The 16,626-nt window shown below is 71.8% G+C and carries 16 protein-coding genes; 12 read left to right on the forward strand and 4 right to left on the reverse strand.

What is annotated here, in order from left to right:
- Positions 1-182: 182 nt before the first annotated feature.
- The 10 genes from infC (at position 183) to OHA17_RS31940 (ending at position 11,109) form a co-directional block, all read left to right on the forward strand.
- Positions 183-872 (forward strand): translation initiation factor IF-3, encoded by a 690-nt coding sequence (infC, locus tag OHA17_RS31895; RefSeq protein ID WP_406510867.1) that lies wholly within the window; start codon positions 183-185, stop codon positions 870-872.
- Between the two features lie 103 nt (positions 873-975).
- Positions 976-1,170 carry a 50S ribosomal protein L35 gene (gene rpmI / locus OHA17_RS31900; RefSeq protein WP_053723558.1) on the forward strand — a complete coding sequence of 65 codons (195 nt, stop codon included), beginning with the start codon at positions 976-978 and terminating at the stop codon, positions 1,168-1,170.
- Positions 1,171-1,275: 105 nt separating this feature from the next.
- Positions 1,276-1,659 carry a 50S ribosomal protein L20 gene (rplT, locus tag OHA17_RS31905; protein WP_003970214.1) on the forward strand — a complete coding sequence of 128 codons (384 nt, stop codon included), beginning with the start codon at positions 1,276-1,278 and terminating at the stop codon, positions 1,657-1,659.
- A 141-nt stretch (positions 1,660-1,800) separates the two neighbouring features.
- Complete coding sequence (locus OHA17_RS31910) at positions 1,801-2,655, forward strand: RNA methyltransferase (protein ID WP_053723663.1); 855 nt, start codon at positions 1,801-1,803, stop codon at positions 2,653-2,655.
- 66 nt (positions 2,656-2,721) lie between these two features.
- The gene (locus OHA17_RS31915; RefSeq protein ID WP_053723664.1) at positions 2,722-3,834 is read left to right on the forward strand and encodes an ATP-binding protein; all 1,113 of its coding nucleotides are present in this window, start codon (positions 2,722-2,724) and stop codon (positions 3,832-3,834) included.
- A 147-nt stretch (positions 3,835-3,981) separates the two neighbouring features.
- Positions 3,982-5,103 carry a phenylalanine--tRNA ligase subunit alpha gene (pheS, locus tag OHA17_RS31920; protein WP_406509399.1) on the forward strand — a complete coding sequence of 374 codons (1,122 nt, stop codon included), beginning with the start codon at positions 3,982-3,984 and terminating at the stop codon, positions 5,101-5,103.
- The gene (gene pheT, locus OHA17_RS31925) at positions 5,103-7,631 is read left to right on the forward strand and encodes a phenylalanine--tRNA ligase subunit beta (protein ID WP_406509400.1); all 2,529 of its coding nucleotides are present in this window, start codon (positions 5,103-5,105) and stop codon (positions 7,629-7,631) included. Before pheS ends, pheT begins: the two co-directional genes overlap by 1 nt.
- Before the next feature lie 226 nt (positions 7,632-7,857).
- Positions 7,858-8,931 carry a PP2C family protein-serine/threonine phosphatase gene (locus OHA17_RS31930; protein WP_406509401.1) on the forward strand — a complete coding sequence of 358 codons (1,074 nt, stop codon included), beginning with the start codon at positions 7,858-7,860 and terminating at the stop codon, positions 8,929-8,931.
- A gap of 249 nt (positions 8,932-9,180) precedes the next feature.
- Positions 9,181-10,521 (forward strand): hypothetical protein, encoded by a 1,341-nt coding sequence (locus OHA17_RS31935; protein ID WP_053723562.1) that lies wholly within the window; start codon positions 9,181-9,183, stop codon positions 10,519-10,521.
- A 51-nt stretch (positions 10,522-10,572) separates the two neighbouring features.
- Positions 10,573-11,109 (forward strand): NUDIX domain-containing protein, encoded by a 537-nt coding sequence (locus OHA17_RS31940; RefSeq protein ID WP_078966054.1) that lies wholly within the window; start codon positions 10,573-10,575, stop codon positions 11,107-11,109.
- Between the two features lie 13 nt (positions 11,110-11,122).
- Here the strand turns inward: OHA17_RS31940 and OHA17_RS31945 are convergent, their stop codons facing one another.
- A complete protein-coding gene (locus OHA17_RS31945; protein WP_053723564.1) occupies positions 11,123-11,380 on the reverse strand; it encodes a hypothetical protein in 258 nt (85 codons plus the stop codon).
- 193 nt (positions 11,381-11,573) lie between these two features.
- Positions 11,574-12,434 carry a 3-hydroxybutyryl-CoA dehydrogenase gene (locus tag OHA17_RS31950; protein ID WP_053723565.1) on the reverse strand — a complete coding sequence of 287 codons (861 nt, stop codon included), beginning with the start codon at positions 12,432-12,434 and terminating at the stop codon, positions 11,574-11,576.
- 163 nt (positions 12,435-12,597) lie between these two features.
- Between OHA17_RS31950 and OHA17_RS31955 the strand changes: the two genes are divergently transcribed.
- Positions 12,598-13,869 carry a glycoside hydrolase family 10 protein gene (locus OHA17_RS31955; RefSeq protein ID WP_406509402.1) on the forward strand — a complete coding sequence of 424 codons (1,272 nt, stop codon included), beginning with the start codon at positions 12,598-12,600 and terminating at the stop codon, positions 13,867-13,869.
- Positions 13,870-13,879: 10 nt separating this feature from the next.
- Here OHA17_RS31955 and OHA17_RS31960 read toward each other — a convergent pair whose 3' ends face one another.
- A complete protein-coding gene (locus OHA17_RS31960) occupies positions 13,880-14,074 on the reverse strand; it encodes a DUF1918 domain-containing protein (RefSeq protein WP_344375937.1) in 195 nt (64 codons plus the stop codon).
- A gap of 38 nt (positions 14,075-14,112) precedes the next feature.
- On the reverse strand, positions 14,113-15,102 hold the full coding sequence (locus OHA17_RS31965) for a DMT family transporter (RefSeq protein WP_406509403.1): 990 nt from the start codon (positions 15,100-15,102) through the stop codon (positions 14,113-14,115).
- Between OHA17_RS31965 and OHA17_RS31970 the strand changes: the two genes are divergently transcribed.
- Positions 15,101-16,537, forward strand: a complete 1,437-nt coding sequence (locus OHA17_RS31970) for a PLP-dependent aminotransferase family protein (RefSeq protein ID WP_406509404.1) — start codon at positions 15,101-15,103, stop codon at positions 16,535-16,537. The genes OHA17_RS31965 and OHA17_RS31970 overlap by 2 nt on opposite strands.
- Positions 16,538-16,626: the final 89 nt, after the last annotated feature.

The following is a 16,626-nucleotide window of genomic DNA, read 5'->3' on the forward strand; positions in this document are numbered from 1 at the left end:
CGGTCAGGTGGCCACCATCGTTCCGTACGGACGATGGAGCCGCCCGATGTGCGCCCCGCGGTAGACCGCGGCGGTGTTCCGGTTTTCTTGGAGCCCCGCCTGTGTCCGTCCGGGGCATTTTTTGTGCCTCGTGGCGGTTGGTCACGTCAATACAGACGTACGCGGCTGTCTGCCAGACAGTCGTGTGGTGCTACCGAGGAGGATCCATCAGCGCCGAGCCCCGCATCAACGACCGGATTCGCGTTCCCGAGGTGCGACTTGTCGGCCCCAGCGGCGAGCAGGTCGGAATTGTTCCGCTTGCCAAGGCCCTGGAGCTCGCCCAGGAGTATGACCTCGACCTGGTCGAGGTCGCGGCGACCGCCCGTCCGCCCGTGTGCAAGCTCATGGACTACGGGAAGTTCAAGTACGAGTCGGCCATGAAGGCCCGTGAGGCGCGCAAGAACCAGGCGCACACGGTCATCAAGGAGATGAAGCTCCGGCCGAAGATCGACCCGCACGACTACGACACCAAAAAGGGTCACGTCGTCCGGTTCCTCAAGCAGGGCGACAAGGTCAAGATCACGATCATGTTCCGTGGTCGCGAGCAGTCCCGGCCGGAACTCGGCTACCGACTGCTCCAGCGCCTCGCTTCGGACGTGGAGGACCTCGGCTTCGTCGAGTCCAGCCCGAAGCAGGACGGCCGAAACATGATCATGGTTCTCGGTCCGCACAAGAAGAAGACCGAGGCGATGGCCGAAGCCCGCGAGGCCCAGGCGGCCCGCAAGGCGGAGCGCCAGGGTCTGGCCCACCCGGAGGAGTCCGTCGAGGACGAGACCGTCGCCGAGGCGCCTGCCGCCGAGGCCGTGGCCGAGGAACACCCCGCCGAGGCCTGATTCCGGGACAGCCCGTTCCGGATATCAACCGATACATATGACGCTCCCGAGCGCCGGTCCCCGGACCGGCTGGGAGCGCCACTGACGAGGAGATAACGGCGCTATGCCGAAGAACAAGTCGCACAGCGGTGCCAGCAAGCGCTTCAAGATCACCGGCTCCGGCAAGGTGCTCCGTGAGCGCGCCGGCAAGCGCCACCTGCTCGAGCACAAGTCGTCCAAGAAGACCCGCTCGCTGACGGGCACGGTCGTCCTGGCTCCGGCCGACGCCAAGAAGGTCAAGAAGCTTCTCGGCAAGTGACGTTCCCCCGCCTCCGGATTTCCGGAGGCGGAACGTCGAGACCGGGACCTATTCGATTTCGGGTCGTGTGAGTCCAACCACGGCCCCGCTACAAGGAGTTAACAAGTGGCACGCGTCAAGCGGGCAGTAAACGCCCACAAGAAGCGCCGGGCAATCCTCGAGGCGGCCTCCGGCTACCGCGGTCAGCGTTCGCGCCTGTACCGCAAGGCCAAGGAGCAGGTCACCCACTCGCTGGTCTACAACTACAACGACCGCAAGAAGCGCAAGGGCGACTTCCGTCAGCTGTGGATCCAGCGCATCAACGCCGCTGCCCGCCAGAACGGCATGACGTACAACCGCCTCATCCAGGGTCTGAAGGCCGCCAACATCGAGGTGGACCGCAAGATCCTGGCCGAGCTCGCGGTCAACGACGCCAACGCGTTCGCCGCGCTCGTCGAGGTGGCCCAGAAGGCCCTCCCGAGCGACGTCAACGCCCCGAAGGCCGCGTAAGCGCCTGACGGCTTGTTGAGCCGGACCGGACCCGCAGGCCGCTGGCCTGCGGGTCCGGGTGCGTTGCGGGGGTCTTCCGGGGGCGAGGCCCTCGGCCCCCGCCCCCGGGCCCCACTTCCTTCGTAGAGAGACCGCGTGTACATGCCCACCCCCGAGCTGATCTCCCCGCGTTCCCCGCGCGTCGCCGCCGCCCGCCGGCTCGCCCGGCGCAACTTCCGGGGCAAGGAACGCCGGTTCATCGCCGAGGGGCCGCAGGCCGTGCGCGAGGCCGTCGAGCACCGCAGCGACGGCGAGCCCACCCTCATCGAGCTGTTCACCACCGTCGAGGCCGCCGAGCGGTACGCCGACATCGTGACCGCCGCCCTGGAAGCGGGCGCCCGCGTCCACTACGCCGACGACGAGGTGCTCGCCGAGGTCTCCCAGACCGTCACCCCGCAGGGCCTGGTCGGCGTCTGCCGGTTCCTGGACTCCCCGTTCGAGGAGATCCTCAGGGCCAGGCCGAAGCTGGTCGCCGTGCTCGCGCACGTCCGCGACCCCGGCAACGCCGGCACCGTACTGCGCTGCGCGGACGCCGCGGGCGCCGACGCGGTCGTCCTCACCGACGCCTCCGTCGACCTCTACAACCCCAAGTCCGTGCGCGCGTCGGTCGGTTCGCTCTTCCACCTGCCGGTCGCCGTGGGCGTCCCCGTCGAACAGGCCGTCCAGGGCCTGCGGGACGCGGGTGTACGGATCCTGGCGGCCGACGGCGCGGGCGAGGACGACCTCGATGCCGAGCTGGACGCCGGGACCATGGGCGGGCCCACCGCGTGGATCTTCGGCAACGAGGCCTGGGGCCTGCCCGAGGAGACCCGCGCACTCGCGGACGCCGTGGTGCGCGTGCCCATCCACGGCAAGGCCGAAAGCCTCAACCTCGCCACCGCCGCCGCCGTGTGCCTCTACGCCTCCGCTCGTGCGCAGCGTGCTGCCGGAGGGTGCCGCTCCGTCACCTCGTACTAGTAGTGTTGCGGGCTCCGGGGCCCACTCAGCGCTTCGGAGAGGTGGGATAGGGGGATGGCTGTCGGCATGAGCAGCATCGGCAACAGCACCGCGCTGTGCCCGTCCGGCCGTCCTGACGTCCTCGGCTTCGACCCCGACGACCTGCCCGACGGCATCGTGGTCGCCGACGACAAGGGGCAGGTGATCTGCTTCAACGCCGCCGCCGTCAGGATCACGGCGGTGGCGAAGCACGAGGCGCTCGGCTTCCCCCTTGAGCACGCGCTGCCCCTGGAGGACCTCAAGGGCCGCCGCTGGTGGCAGCTCACCGATCCCTACGGAGGCCTCGCCATCCGGGTCGGCCAGCCCGAACGCAATCTGCTGCTGCCCGGCGGCCGCGAAGTGCTGGTCTCCGCGCGCTACGTACGCGAGCACCCGACCGGGCCCGTGCGCCGGGTCGTGGTCAGCCTGCGCTCCACCGAGGCCCGGCGGCGCACCGAACGCTCGCACGCCGAGCTGATCGCCACCGTCGCCCACGAACTGCGCTCGCCGCTGACCTCCGTGAAGGGCTTCACCGCGACGCTGCTCGCCAAGTGGGAGCGCTTCACCGACGACCAGAAGCGGCTCATGCTGGAGACCGTCGACGCCGACGCCAACCGCGTCACCCGGCTCATCGCCGAGCTCCTCGACATCTCGCGCATCGACTCGGGCCGCCTCGAAGTGCGCCGCCAGCCGGTCGACATCCCGGCCGCCGTCGGCCGCCACCTCCAGGCCCACGTGGCCTCCGGACAGTCCCCGGACCGTTTCCTGGTCCGCATCCAGCGGCCGCTGCCCGATCTGTGGGCGGATCCGGACAAGATCGACCAGGTGCTCGGCAATCTGCTGGAAAACGCGGTGCGCCACGGCGAGGGAACCGTCACCATTGAGGTGGCACCAGCGCCCGTCCGTATCGACGAGCACGACGAGAAGGGAACGGCCGTCACCGTGAGCGACGAAGGCCCCGGCATCCCCGAGGAGTCGATGGGCCGTGTCTTCACCCGCTTCTGGCGGGGGAGCAAGCGTGGCGGGACCGGGCTCGGCCTGTACATCGTCAAGGGCATCGTCGAGGCGCACGGCGGCACCATCACGGTGGGCCGCGGCCCCGGCGGCGGCGCCCAGTTCCGATTTATCCTGCCCGTCGCGGCTCCGGCGTATCTCCAGTAGACCGCTCCCGAGCCGCCCACGGGCGCAACCGCATTCCCGCACCCCGTTAGACTCGACCTTTGGCGCGTTTGTGTCCGCGCGCTATCGCGGTATCGCTGTCGCGGTCGCGGGGACCCCCAGCCAAGCCAATCGGAAGCACGGGAAGAGATGTCGGCACCCAATAAGTCGTACGACCCTGTCGAGGTCGAGGCACTGAAACCGGAAGAGATCGAGCGCATGCGGGACGAGGCGCTCGCCGCCTTCGCGGCCGCCGGCGACCTCGACGCGCTCGCCCAGGCGAAGACCGCGCACGCCGGTGGCACCTCGCCCCTTTCGCTCGCCAACCGCGAGATCGGCGCGCTGCCGCCGCAGGCCAAGGCCGCGGCCGGCAAGCTCGTGGGCATGGCCCGCGGCGCCGTGAACAAGGCCCTGGCCGCGCGCCAGGCCGAGCTGGAGGCCGAGCGGGATGCCCGGGTCCTGGTCGAGGAGGCCGTGGACGTCACGCTGCCCCACGACCGCGTACCGGCCGGCGCCCGCCACCCGCTGACCACGCTCTGCGAGCGCATCGAGGACGTCTTCGTGGCCATGGGCTACGAGGTCGCCGAGGGCCCCCAGGCCGAGGCCGAGTGGTTCACCTTCGACGCGCTCAACATCGGCCCGGACCACCCGGCCCGCACCGAGCACGACACGTTCTTCGTGCAGGGCCCGGACGGCTCGGCCAACTCCGGTGTCGTGCTGCGCACCCACACCTCGCCCGTGCAGATCCGCTCGATGCTCGACCGCGAGCCTCCGGTGTACGTGATCTGCCCCGGCCGGGTGTACCGCACGGACGAGCTGGACGCCACGCACAGCCCGGTCTTCCACCAGGTCGAGCTGCTCGCCGTGGACGAGGGCCTCACCATGGCCGACCTCAAGGGCACCCTCGACCACATGGTCAAGGCGCTGTTCGGCGAGGACATGAAGACGCGGCTTCGGCCGAACTTCTTCCCGTTCACCGAGCCGTCCGCCGAGATGGACATGGTCTGCTACGTCTGCCGCGGCGAGTCCGTCGGCAACCCGGACCGGCCCTGCCGCACCTGCTCCAGCGAGGGCTGGATCGAGCTCGGCGGCTGCGGCATGGTCAACCCGAAGGTGCTCACCGCCTGCGGTGTGGACCCCGAGAAGTACAGCGGATTCGCCTTCGGCTTCGGCATCGAACGGATGCTGATGTTCCGCCACAACGTCGAAGACATGCGAGACATGGTCGAGGGTGACGTCCGGTTCACCCGGCCGTTCGGGATGGAGATCTGATGCGGGTCCCGCTTTCCTGGCTGCGGGAGTACGTCGACCTCCCCGCCACCGAGACCGGCCGCGATGTGCAGGCCAAGCTCGTCGACGGCGGCCTGGAGGTCGAGACCGTCGAGCAGCTCGGCGCCGGGCTCAAGGGCCCGCTCGTCGTCGGCAAGGTCCTCACCATCGAGGAGCTGGAGGGCTTCAAGAAGCCCATCCGCTTCTGCACCGTCGACGTCGGCCTGGCCAACGGCACCGGTGAGCCCCAGGAGATCGTCTGCGGCGCCCGCAACTTCGCGGTCGGCGACAAGGTCGTCGTGGTGCTGCCCGGCGCCGTGCTGCCCGGCGACTTCGCGATCGCCGCGCGCAAGACGTACGGCCGGACCTCGCACGGCATGATCTGCTCCAGCGACGAGCTCGGCATGGGCCCGGACACCGCGGGCGGCATCATCGTGCTGCCGCCGGAGCACGAGGTCGGCACCGACGCCATCGCGCTGCTCGAACTCGTCGACGAGGTCCTCGACATCGCGGTCACCGCCAACCGCGGCGACTGCCTGTCGATGCGCGGCGTCGCCCGCGAGACCGCCATCGCCTACGGCCTGCCGCTGCGCGACCCGGCGCTGCTCGACGTGCCCGCGCCCAACTCGTACGGCTACCAGGTGAAGGTCGCCGACCCGATCGGCTGCGACCGCTTCACCGCGCGCACCGTCACCGGCCTGGACCCCGAGGCCCGCTCCCCGATCTGGCTGCAGCGCAGGCTGCAGAAGGCCGGGATGCGCCCGATCTCGCTCGCCGTCGACATCACCAACTACGTGATGATCGAGCTCGGCCAGCCGCTGCACGCCTACGACCGCACCCTGGTCGACGGCCCCATCGGCGTGCGCCGCGCCGAGCCGGGCGAGCTCCTCACCACCCTCGACGGCACCAAGCGCAAGCTGGACGCCGCCGACCTCGTCATCACCGACAACCGGGGCCCCATCGGCCTCGCCGGGGTGATGGGCGGAGCCAACACCGAGATCGCCGACTCCGTCACGGACCCCGAGACCGGCGAGGTCAGGGGCACCACCGAGGTCGTCATCGAGGCCGCGCACTTCGACGCGGTCGCCATCGCCCGCACCGCGCGCCGCCACAGGCTGACCTCCGAGGCGTCCAAGCGCTTCGAGCGCGGCGTCGACCCGCAGGCGGCGTCCGCCGCCGCCCAGCGGACCGTCGACCTGCTGGTGCTGCTCGCGGGCGGCACGGCCGAGGCCGGCGTCACCGAGATCGTCTCGCCGTCCGCGCCGCGCACCATCTCCATGCGCGCGGACCACCCGGACCGCGTCGCGGGCATCGAGTACGGCCGCGAGACCGTCGTGCGCCGCCTCCAGGAGGTCGGCTGCGACGCGTACGGGCAGGACGAGCTCGTCGTCACCGTGCCGTCCTGGCGCCCCGACCTCACCGAGCCGAACGACCTGGCCGAAGAGGTCATCCGCCTGGAGGGCTACGCCAACCTGCCCTCCACGCTGCCCAAGCCGCCCGCCGGACGGGGTCTGACGGAGCGTCAGCGCCTGCACCGCAGGGTCGGCCGCGCCCTCGCCGGGGCCGGGTTCACCGAGGCGCCGAGCTACCCGTTCGTCGCCGAGTCGGTCTTCGACCAGCTGGGCCTCGACAAGGACGACGCGAACCGCGCCGTCGTCAAGCTGGTCAACCCGCTCAGCGACGAGGAGCCGGCGCTGCGCACCACGCTGCTCCCGGGCCTCCTCGCCACCCTGCGCCGCAACGACGGCCGGGGCAGCCACGACCTGGCGCTGTTCGAGACGGGCCTGGTCTTCCACCCGTCGGCGAACCCGGGCGTCGCCACCCGGCTGCCCGTCGACCGCCGTCCCACCGACGAGGAGATCGCCGCCCTCAACGCCGTGCTGCCCGTGCAGCCGCGCCACGTCGGCGCCGTCATCGCCGGTGCGCGCGAGCAGGCCGGCTGGTGGGGCAAGGGCCGCCCGGCCGACTGGGCCGACGCGATCGAGGCCGCCCGGACCGTGGCCCGCGAGGCAGGGCTCGAACTCGCCGTGGACCAGGGCCAGTACGGCCCCTGGCACCCGGGCCGCTGCGCCGAGCTGTACGTGTTCCCCGAGGGTGTGAAGACCCTCGTCGGGTACGCCGGTGAGCTGCACCCGCGCGTCGTCAAGGCGTTCGGTCTGCCCGCCCGCAGCTGCGCGATGGAGCTCGACCTCGACGTCCTGGAGCAGGCCGCCGAAGGTGCCGTCCAGGCGCCGTCGATCTCCACCTTCCCGGTGGCCACCCAGGACGTGGCGCTCGTCGTCGACGCCCGTGTCCCGGCCGCCGCCGTGGAGAACGCGCTGCGCATCGGCGCCGGTGAACTCCTCGAATCCATCCGGCTGTTCGACGTCTACAGCGGCGAGCAGGTCGGCGAGGGCAAGAAGTCGCTGGCCTACGCGCTGCGGTTCCGCGCGGCCGACCGCACCCTGACCGTCGAGGAGGCCTCGGCCGCCCGCGACGCGGCGGTGGCCCGTGCCACCGAGAACACGGGCGCGGTGCTGCGCGGGGCGTAGCCCGCGGGACCACGCAACGAGAGGGGCGCACCGGGATTCCCGGTGCGCCCCTCTCGCCGTCCAGGAACGAGCCGTTGCCGTCTCACTCGTTCGGGTGGAAGTCCGGTCGGTCTTCGCAAAAGGGCGCGGGCGATCGACAGAATCAATCCGGCCGTGCAGGCCGGTGCGGCTTCCGGCCCTTGCGGTCCGGTGCAATGAGCGCGCAGAGGCCAGGGGGGCCGACGGCATGATCCGTACACCGGGATGGACCTCGGCCTGCGCGGCCGCGCTCCGCTCCCGCCGGGCGCTCGGCGTCGCCCTCGTCCTGCCGTCCTGCTGGCTCGTCCTGGTCGTCGCCTGGCAGCTCGCCTGCCCGCTGGCCCGCGACGACCGCATGGGCCTGCGGATCGCGACGTGCGTGGCCTTCCTGATCGCCGTGGTGTGGCTGGCCAACGGCGTACGGGCCACCGCGGAACGGGAGTTGCGGCGGATCCGGCACATCGCCGAGGTCGCCCAGCGAGCGCTCCTGAGGCCACTGCCCTCGCGGCTCGACGGGATCGCGCTCGCCGCCGGCCAGCTCTCCGTGAGCCGCGGCGCGTCGATCGGCGGCGACCTCTACGAGGCGATGTCGACCCCGTACGGAGTGCGCGTGGTGATGGGCGACGTGCGAGGCCACGGGCTCGGTGCGATCGGCGCGGTCGCCGCCGTCCTCGGCAGCTTCCGCGAGGCCGCCTACGACGAGCCCCAACTGGCGGGCGTACTGCGGAGGTTGGACCGGGCGCTCGCCCGGCACCTGCGCGAGCGCTGCCGCGCCGAACACCCCGCGTCCGGCGGCTGCGAGCCGGACAGCCCGCTCGCCGAGGAGTTCGTCACCGTACTGCTCCTGGAGATCCGGCCGGGCGGCGACGTGTACGCCCTCAACTGCGGGCATCCCTGGCCCTATCGGCTCTGCCGCGGAGCCGAGCCGCTCACGCCCGGCGACCCGCTGCCGCCGCTCGGGCCGTTCCCGCTCCCGGCCGAACTGCCCCTGATGCGCTGCACCCGGCTGCTGCCCGGCGAGGCGCTGTGCCTGTACACCGACGGCGCCGAGGACGCGCGGGACGGAGCCGGACGGTTCTTCGCGCTGCGCGAGGCCCTCGCGGCCGCCGCTCGTACCCCGCCGGTGTCCCCGGCGGGCGTCGTCGAGCAGGTGCAGCGCGCGCTCCTGCGCCACACCCGCGGACGGCTCTCGGACGATGTGGCCCTCCTGGTGCTGCGCAACGACCGGGTCCGGGTGCCCGCCCAGCCAACCAGCAGCAAGGCGGCCGGTGTTCACCGCTGACGGTGGGGCGCCGCCACCCTGCCGGGAGTGCCGGGCAGCGCGGACAGGGCGGACGGCGCCGGGAGCGGGCCGCCGCACTGTACGAGGGGGAGCCGGCGGCCCGGTCGCCTCAAGGAGAGGCGTCTTAGAGTCAACCGACTGGGGACCGCCATGGGCAGAGAGCGCGGCGCATAAATGCGGGTACTCGCTTCACACCCCGTGTGAACCGGGCTCGTCTACGCTGACTTCACCGAGCCAACGGAGGGCCCCATGCAGCCCAATACCCTGCTCGACGCCCTGGTGGACGAGGCGGGGATCTCACATGCCGGGCTGGCCGCCCGCGTGAACCAGGCGGGCCGGGCCAGAGGCCTCGCACTCAGATACGAACACACCGCCGTGGCGCGGTGGTTGAAGGGCCAGCGGCCGCGCGGCCAGGTGCCCGACCTGATCTGCGAGGTGCTCGCGGGCCGGCTGCGCCGCCGGGTCACGCTCGACGACATCGGCCTCGGGGTGCCGGGCGAACCGGTCCCCGCGCACGGCTCGCCGCTCGCCGGATTCGTCGAGCGGGCCACCGCCCTGTGGCGCTCGGACGAACAGCAGCGCACGCACATACTCGACGCCCCGGCCGTCACCGGCACCCCGGCCGTCATGCCCGTATGGGAGTGGGAGAACCCGCCGGAGGACACCGATGTGTCCCGCAACGGGCAGACCGCGGTGGGCGAGTCGGACATCGAGATGCTGCGCTCGGCGCGCGAGCACTACGAGCTGATGTACCGCAAGGCGGGCGGCATCGCGACCCGCTCGCGCATCGTCGGGTTCCTCAACGCGGAGACCGCTCCGTTGTTGCGCGGTGGCTACACGGACGCCACCGGACGCCAACTGCACCGCGCCACCGGCGGGTTGGTGGCCATCGCCGGAATCTGCGCGTACGACTCCAATGCCCAGGGCCTCGCCCAGCGCTACTTCCACCAGGCGCTGCGGCTCGCGAAGGCCAGTGGGGACAGGGGGCTCGGCGCCTACGTCATCGCGCTGCTCGTCAACCAGTCGCTGTTCATGCGGGACTACCGCCAGTCGGTCGCCTTCGCGGAGGCGGCCCTGCGGGCGGCGGGCGGCCGGCTGAGCCCCGCGCTCGCGGCCGATCTGCACGCCATGCAGGCCAAGGCGTACGCGCATCTGGGGGACGGGCAGAGCGCGCTGTCCTCGATCATGAGCGCCGAGTCGGCGGCCGGGCGGATCAGGCCGGGCCAGGAGCCGGCCGAGACCGGCTACGTCCAGCCGGGTCTCGTCAATGTCCAGGTGGCCGAGGCCCTGCTCAGCCTCGGCGATCTGACGGCCGCGCGCGAACAGGCCGCCCTCGCGGCCGACGAGCCCTGCCACGACAGGGGCAGGGTGCACCGCCTTGCGATGCTCGCGCAGATCGAGCTGCGGCAGGGCGACGCTGACCGGGCCGTGGCTACCGCGGTCGAAATGGCGGAGCGGGCCCGGGGGATGGAGTCGCAGCGATTGCGTGACCGGCTGCGCATGGTGCGCGAGCACCTGGTCGAGAGCGGTTGCGCCGGCGCCGACGAAGCCGCCGAGCTGATCGACGGGGCACTTCGCGTTCCCCTGTGACCGTCAGCCTGCTGCGATATTGCCATCTACTTGTCGGAAGGTGGCAGAAACGTGCAGTGGACGAACCTGAGCGAACAAACTGTGTATGAGAATCGCTGGTTTCGGGTCAACCTCGCGGACGTAGAGCTTCCGGACGGGCGGCACCTGGACCACTTCCTGATCAGGCTGCGGCCGGTCGCCGTCGCGACCGTCGTCAACGCCGCCAACGAGGTGCTGCTGCTCTGGCGGCACCGCTTCATCACCGACAGCTGGGGCTGGGAACTGGCCGCCGGGGTCGTCGAGGACGGCGAGGACATCGAGGCCGCCGCCGCCCGTGAAATGGAGGAGGAGACCGGCTGGCGGCCCGGGCCGCTCAAACCCCTGCTCACCGTCGAGCCCGCCAACGGGCTGATCGACGCCCGGCACCATCTGTTCTGGTCCGAGTCGGCCGAGTACATCGGCCACCCCGAGGACGACTTCGAGTCGTCCCGCCGCGAGTGGATACCCCTCAAGCTGGTGCCCGACATGGTCGCCCGAGGGGAGGTCCCGGCCGCCAACATGGCGGCCGGACTCCTACTCCTGCACCATCTGCGGCTGGCCGACGGCTAGCCGCTGAACGGGGCTAGTGACCGAGGGCCTGCCACACGGCGAGCGAGAGTGCGCCGACGGCGGTCAGCACGGTGAGGGCGGGGAGCGGCCACCTCAGATGTTCGAGGGCCGCCACCCGTCCCACCGCGTCGGTCAGTTCGCGCTCTGTCTGCTCGCCCCGCTGGGCGAGCAGCGCGAGCTGACCGTCCAGACGGGTCATGCCGACGTCCAGGCGGAGGCGTAACTCCGCCAGTTCGTCGACGGTGGTCGAATGTCCCGGGTCGGTGGACACGGCGTGGCTCCTTAGTCCTGTTTCCGGACGTGCCATTGATGTGTTGGCTCAGAGTCAACTCGCCGTGTTCCAGGGACGGGAGCGTGTGCGATGGGCATATGCGGGCTCGTTCCGCACACCCGGTGTGCGCGCCACGAGCCCGGCCCACGCCTTTCAGACGTACACCCGCGTATACAGACGTACGCCGTTTTACTCAGGCGTACGAGTAGAAACCGGACCCGGTCTTGCGGCCGAGGCGTCCGGCGTCGACCATCCGCTGGAGCAGCGGGGGAGCGGCGTACAGCGGCTCCTTGAACTCGTCGTACATCGAGTCCGCGACCGAGGCGACGGTGTCCAGGCCGATCAGGTCGGAGAGCTTGAGCGGGCCCATCGGGTGGGCGCAGCCGAGCTCCATGCCGTTGTCGATGTCCTCACGGCTCGCGATGCCCGACTCGAACATCCGGATCGCCGAGAGCAGATACGGGATGAGCAGCGCGTTGACCACGAAGCCCGAGCGGTCCTGGGCGCGGATGGCGTGCTTGCCCAGCACCTTCTCGACCAGGGCCTGGGCCCGGCTGATGGTGCCCTCGGAGGTGGTGAGCGCGGGAATCAGCTCGACCAGCTTCTGCACCGGGGCCGGGTTGAAGAAGTGGATGCCGATGACCTGGTCGGGGCGCGAGGTGGCGACCGCGAGCTTGACCAGCGGGATGGAGGAGGTGTTGGAGGCCAAGATCGCGTCCGGGCGGGTCACCACCTGGTCGAGGACCTGGAAGATCTCGGTCTTGACCTGCTCGTTCTCCACGACGGCCTCGATCACCAGATCGCGGTCGGCGAACTCGCCGAGGTCGGTGGTGAAGCTGAGCCGGGCGAGCGTCGCGTCGCGCTCCTCCTCGGTGATCTTGCCGCGTTCGGCGGCCTTCGAGAGGGAGTTGTGCAGCCGGGTGCGGCCGATCTCCAGGGCCTCGCCGGTGGTCTCGGCGACCATGACGTCCAGGCCGCTGCGGGCGCACACCTCCGCGATGCCGGCGCCCATCTGGCCACAGCCCACAATTCCGACGCGTTCGATGTCGGTCACATCGTGCCTTTCGCTCTACTGCAGTCCCCGGCAGGTCCCCCGTGTGATTCCGGCGCCCGCCTTAAGCCCCTGACGTTACTCCGGACGCGCGCGTGCATGAGGGGCCGGGGCGGGCATGCTGTCCGGTACACCTGGGCCAAGGGACCGGAGTGAGGGGTGCGACGTGGGACGAATCACGCGGCGGGGCTTCGTGGCGGCGACGGCCGGAGCGCTGAGCGGGCTGGCCACGGCGGGCGGCGCGGCCGCCGCGGACCGGGCCGGGACGCTCCGGGAGGACGGGACGCTCGAACAGGCGGTGCGGACGGTGGCGGCCAGGGGCCGGGACTTCCGCGGGGTGTGGGTGGCGACGGTGGCCAACCGGGACTGGCCCTCCAGAGCGGGCCTGACCGCCGCCGCCCAGCGCGCCGAGCTCCTCGCCCACCTGGACAAGGCGGTCGAGCGGCGGCTGAACGCGGTGGTCTTCCAGGTCCGCCCGACCGCCGACGCGCTCTGGCCGTCTCCGTACGAGCCCTGGTCCGAGTGGCTCACCGGGGTGCAGGGCCGGGACCCGGGCTGGGATCCGCTGGGCACCGCCGTGCACGAGGCGCACCGGCGCGGCCTCGAACTGCACGCCTGGTTCAACCCGTACCGCATCGCCAACCACACCGACCTCTCGCGCCTGGTCCCGACGCATCCGGCACGCGTGCACCCGGACTGGGCCGTCCCGTACGGAGGGAAGCTCTACTACAACCCGGGCCTGCCCGAGGTCCGCCGGTTCGTCGAGGACGCCATGCTGGACGCGGTGCGCCGCTACGACATCGACGGCGTGCACTGGGACGACTACTTCTACCCGTACCCCGTGGCCGACCAGAGCTTCGACGACGACGAGGCCTATGAGCGGTACGGCGCCGGCTTCCCGGACCGGGATGCCTGGCGGCGGAACAACATCGACCTCCTGGTGCGCGAGACGGCCGCCCGGATCAAGAAGATCAACCCCCGACTGTCCTTCGGGATCAGTCCGTTCGCGGTGTGGCGCAACGCGGCGAGCGACGAGCGCGGGTCGGCGACCACGGCCGGCGTCCAGACCTACGACGACCTTCATGCCGACACCCGGGCGTGGGTGCGCGAGGGCCGGCTCGACTACATCTGCCCGCAGGTGTACTGGAACATCGGCTTCACCGCCGCCGACTACGCGGTCCTGGTGCCCTGGTGGGACGAGGTCGCCCGGGGCACCGGCGTCGACGTGTACATCGGCGAGGCCCTGTACAAGGCGGGCGACCCGGCGCAGCCCGCACCGTGGCAGGACCCGGCGGAACTGTCCCGCCATCTGACCCTGGCCCGGCGGTACGCCTCGGTGCGCGGCCACTGCTTCTTCGCCGCGAAGGAGGTCACCGAGGACCGCATCGGGGCCATGGCCCGCGTCGTCGCCGACCACTACCTGCGCCGGGCCCGCTGAAGGCCCTCGGCTACTCGTCCTCGGTGATGTGCCGCACCACCGTGTCGGGGCCCGGTGACATCAGGGTTTCGTGCCCGTCCTCGAAGCGCACCCGGAACGGGGGAGTGCCGTCGGGTCCCAGAATTTCGATGACCTCGGCCTGCCGGTCCTGCTGTCCGACGGTCCTGCCGTGTACGAGGAGTCGGTCGCCCACCATTGCTCGCATGCGGCCAGTCTAGGACGGCACCGGCAAGTTGGCAGTGCTCAGGACCGGGCCCGCTGGGTCAGCGCGATGCACACCAGGACCCCCACCGCGGCCAGCGGGGCGGCCGGGGACAGGTGCTCGCCGAGCAGCAGCACCGACCACACGAGGGTGAGCAGGGGCTGGGCCAACTGGAGCTGGCTGGCCTTGGGCACGCCGATCGCGGCCAGGCCCCGGTACCAGACGTAGAGCCCGAAGAAGTTGGACCCCGCGGCCAGCCACAGCAGCCCGGTCACGCCGTGCGCGGTGAGCCGCCAGGGTTCGTACGACAGCGCCACCGCCGCTCCCACCAGCGCGAACGGGAGACACAGCACCAGCGCCCAGCCGACCACGTGCCAGCCCGGCATGACCGAGGCGAGCCGTCCGCCCTCGACGTACGCGGCCGCGCAGACGAGCAGCGCCGCGAACAGGTACACGTCCCCGGCGGACAGCGCCCCGCCGCTCTGCTGCACGGTGAACGCGGCCACCACCGCGGCCCCGGCCAGCGCGGCCGCCCAGAACGCGCGCGAGGGCCGCCGCCCGGTGCGCACCGCGCCGAGGGCCGCCGTGGCCAGCGGCAGCAGCCCGATCACCACGGCGGCGTGCGAGGTCGTCGAGGTCTGCAGGGCGATCGTGGTGAGCAGCGGGAACCCGATCAGCGAGCCGCCAGCGACCACCGCGAGGCCCGGCCAGTGCGCCCGGTCGGGGAACGGCACCCGCTGCCCGAGCAGCAGCGCACCCGCGATCAGCGCGGACAGCGCGATCCGCAGCGACACGAGCGTCCAGGGCCCGAAGCTTTCCAGGCCCCAGGCGGTGCCGGGGAAGGTGAGCGAGAAGGAGACCACGCCGAGCGCGGCGAGCATCGCCCCGCGTGGCAGGACGGAGTCGGAGACGTAACCGGAACCGCTGTCCGGACCGGAATCGCCGTCCGGCAGGACGGATCCGGATCCGGAGCTGCCGTGCGCGCCGACCGCTATCGTCGTCGAGTGAGTAGCGCTATCCTGTGCTGTCATGCATGAGCGTAGCAGTGTGGCTGATCTGGCGAACTCCCTTCGTAAGGAGCTGAACCGCTACTCCGTGGGTGGAAAGCTGCCGTCGAGCCGGGCGCTGGTCGAGCGCTACCGGGTCTCCCCGGTCACGGTCTCCCGCGCCCTCGCCCAGCTCGTCGCCGAGGGCCTGGTCGTCACCCGCCCCGGCGCGGGCGCCTACCGCGCCGAGCCACGCACGGTCACCGCCCGCACCGGCGACACCTCCTGGCAGGAGGTCGCGCTCAGCGCCGACGGCGCCACCGAACCGGCCCCGCGCGCGGTCGACGCCACCGGCGTCCTGGCCACCCTCACCGTCCCGCCGACCGGCGTCATCGACCTCAGCGGCGGCTACCTCGACCCCGGCCTTCGGCCCGAGCGGGCCATGGCCGCCGCACTCGCCCGGGCCGGCCGCCGCCCCGGCGTCTGGAGCCGCCCGCCCGTCGACGGGCTCACCGAGCTGCGCGAATGGTTCGCCCGGGAGATCGGCGGCACCGTCACCGCCGCCGACGTCCTGGTCACCGCGGGCGGCCAGACCGCCCTGACCACCACCCTGCGCGCGCTCGCCGCACCCGGCGCACCCGTCCTCGTCGAATCACCCACCTATCCCGGCCTGCTGGCCATCGCCCGCGCCTGTGGCCTGCGCCCCGTCCCGGTCCCCGTCGACCCGGACGGCATCCGCCCCGAACTCCTCTCCAGCGCCTTCGCCGCCACCGGCGCCCGCGTCCTCGTCTGCCAGCCCCTCTTCCAGAACCCGACCGGCGCCCTCCTCTCCCCGGACCGCGGCCGCGAAGCGGTCCGCATCGCCCACTCCTTCGGCGCGTTCGTCGTCGAGGACGACTTCGCCCGCCGGCTCGCCCACCAGGACGCGGGCCCGCTGCCCGCCCCGCTCGCCGCCGACGACCCCGACGGCGTCGTCGTCCATGTCTCGTCGCTCACCAAGGCGACCTCGCCGAGCCTGCGGGTCGGTGCGCTCGCCGCCCGCGGGCCCGTACGGGAACGCCTGCGCGCCATCCAGGTCGTCGACTCCTTCTTCGTGCCGCGCCCCCTCCAGGAGACCGCACTCGAACTCGTCGGCTCCCCGGCCTGGAGCCGCCATCTGCGCGCCGTATCGGCCGAGTTGACCGCGCGCCGGGAAACCCTGGCCGCCGCCGTCCTGCACCATCTCCCCGAACTCGCCCTGCCCCACGTACCGTCCGGCGGCTACCACCTCTGGCTCCGCCTGCCCGACGGCGCCCCCGAGACCGCCGTCCTGTCCGCCGCCCTGCGCGCGGGCGTCGCCGTAGCCCCCGGCCGCCCCTACTTCAGCGCCGAACCCCCGGCAGGCCACATCCGCCTCGGCTTCGCGGGCGTGACGGGCCGCGCGGAGATCACCGAGGCGGTACGGCGGCTGCGCACGGCCCTGGACGACGTCCTGGGCTAGCGGGCGGTCAGCGCTCTGATCCCTCGTAGGTCCCTCGTATCTCTCTCATGGCAACCAGCGTGGCATCCGCCACTGACAATCGGCCCGCG

The organism is Streptomyces sp. NBC_00212 (genome assembly GCF_045206365.1).
In the GTDB taxonomy this organism is placed as follows: Bacteria; Actinomycetota; Actinomycetes; order Streptomycetales; family Streptomycetaceae; genus Streptomyces.

Bases quoted from the DNA above. Each gene is read 5' to 3' on its own strand.
- rpmI (WP_053723558.1), top strand. From the start codon at position 976: ATGCCGAAGAACAAGTCGCACAGCGGTGCCAGCAAGCGCTTCAAGATC.
- OHA17_RS31910 (WP_053723663.1), top strand. From the start codon at position 1,801: ATGCCCACCCCCGAGCTGATCTCCCCGCGTTCCCCGCGCGTCGCCGCC.
- OHA17_RS31915 (WP_053723664.1), top strand. From the start codon at position 2,722: ATGAGCAGCATCGGCAACAGCACCGCGCTGTGCCCGTCCGGCCGTCCT.
- pheS (WP_406509399.1), top strand. From the start codon at position 3,982: ATGTCGGCACCCAATAAGTCGTACGACCCTGTCGAGGTCGAGGCACTG.
- pheT (WP_406509400.1), top strand. From the start codon at position 5,103: ATGCGGGTCCCGCTTTCCTGGCTGCGGGAGTACGTCGACCTCCCCGCC.
- OHA17_RS31930 (WP_406509401.1), top strand. From the start codon at position 7,858: ATGATCCGTACACCGGGATGGACCTCGGCCTGCGCGGCCGCGCTCCGC.
- OHA17_RS31935 (WP_053723562.1), top strand. From the start codon at position 9,181: ATGCAGCCCAATACCCTGCTCGACGCCCTGGTGGACGAGGCGGGGATC.
- OHA17_RS31960 (WP_344375937.1), bottom strand. From the start codon at position 14,074: ATGCGAGCAATGGTGGGCGACCGACTCCTCGTACACGGCAGGACCGTC.
- OHA17_RS31970 (WP_406509404.1), top strand. From the start codon at position 15,101: ATGCATGAGCGTAGCAGTGTGGCTGATCTGGCGAACTCCCTTCGTAAG.
- OHA17_RS31965 (WP_406509403.1), bottom strand. From the start codon at position 15,102: ATGACAGCACAGGATAGCGCTACTCACTCGACGACGATAGCGGTCGGC.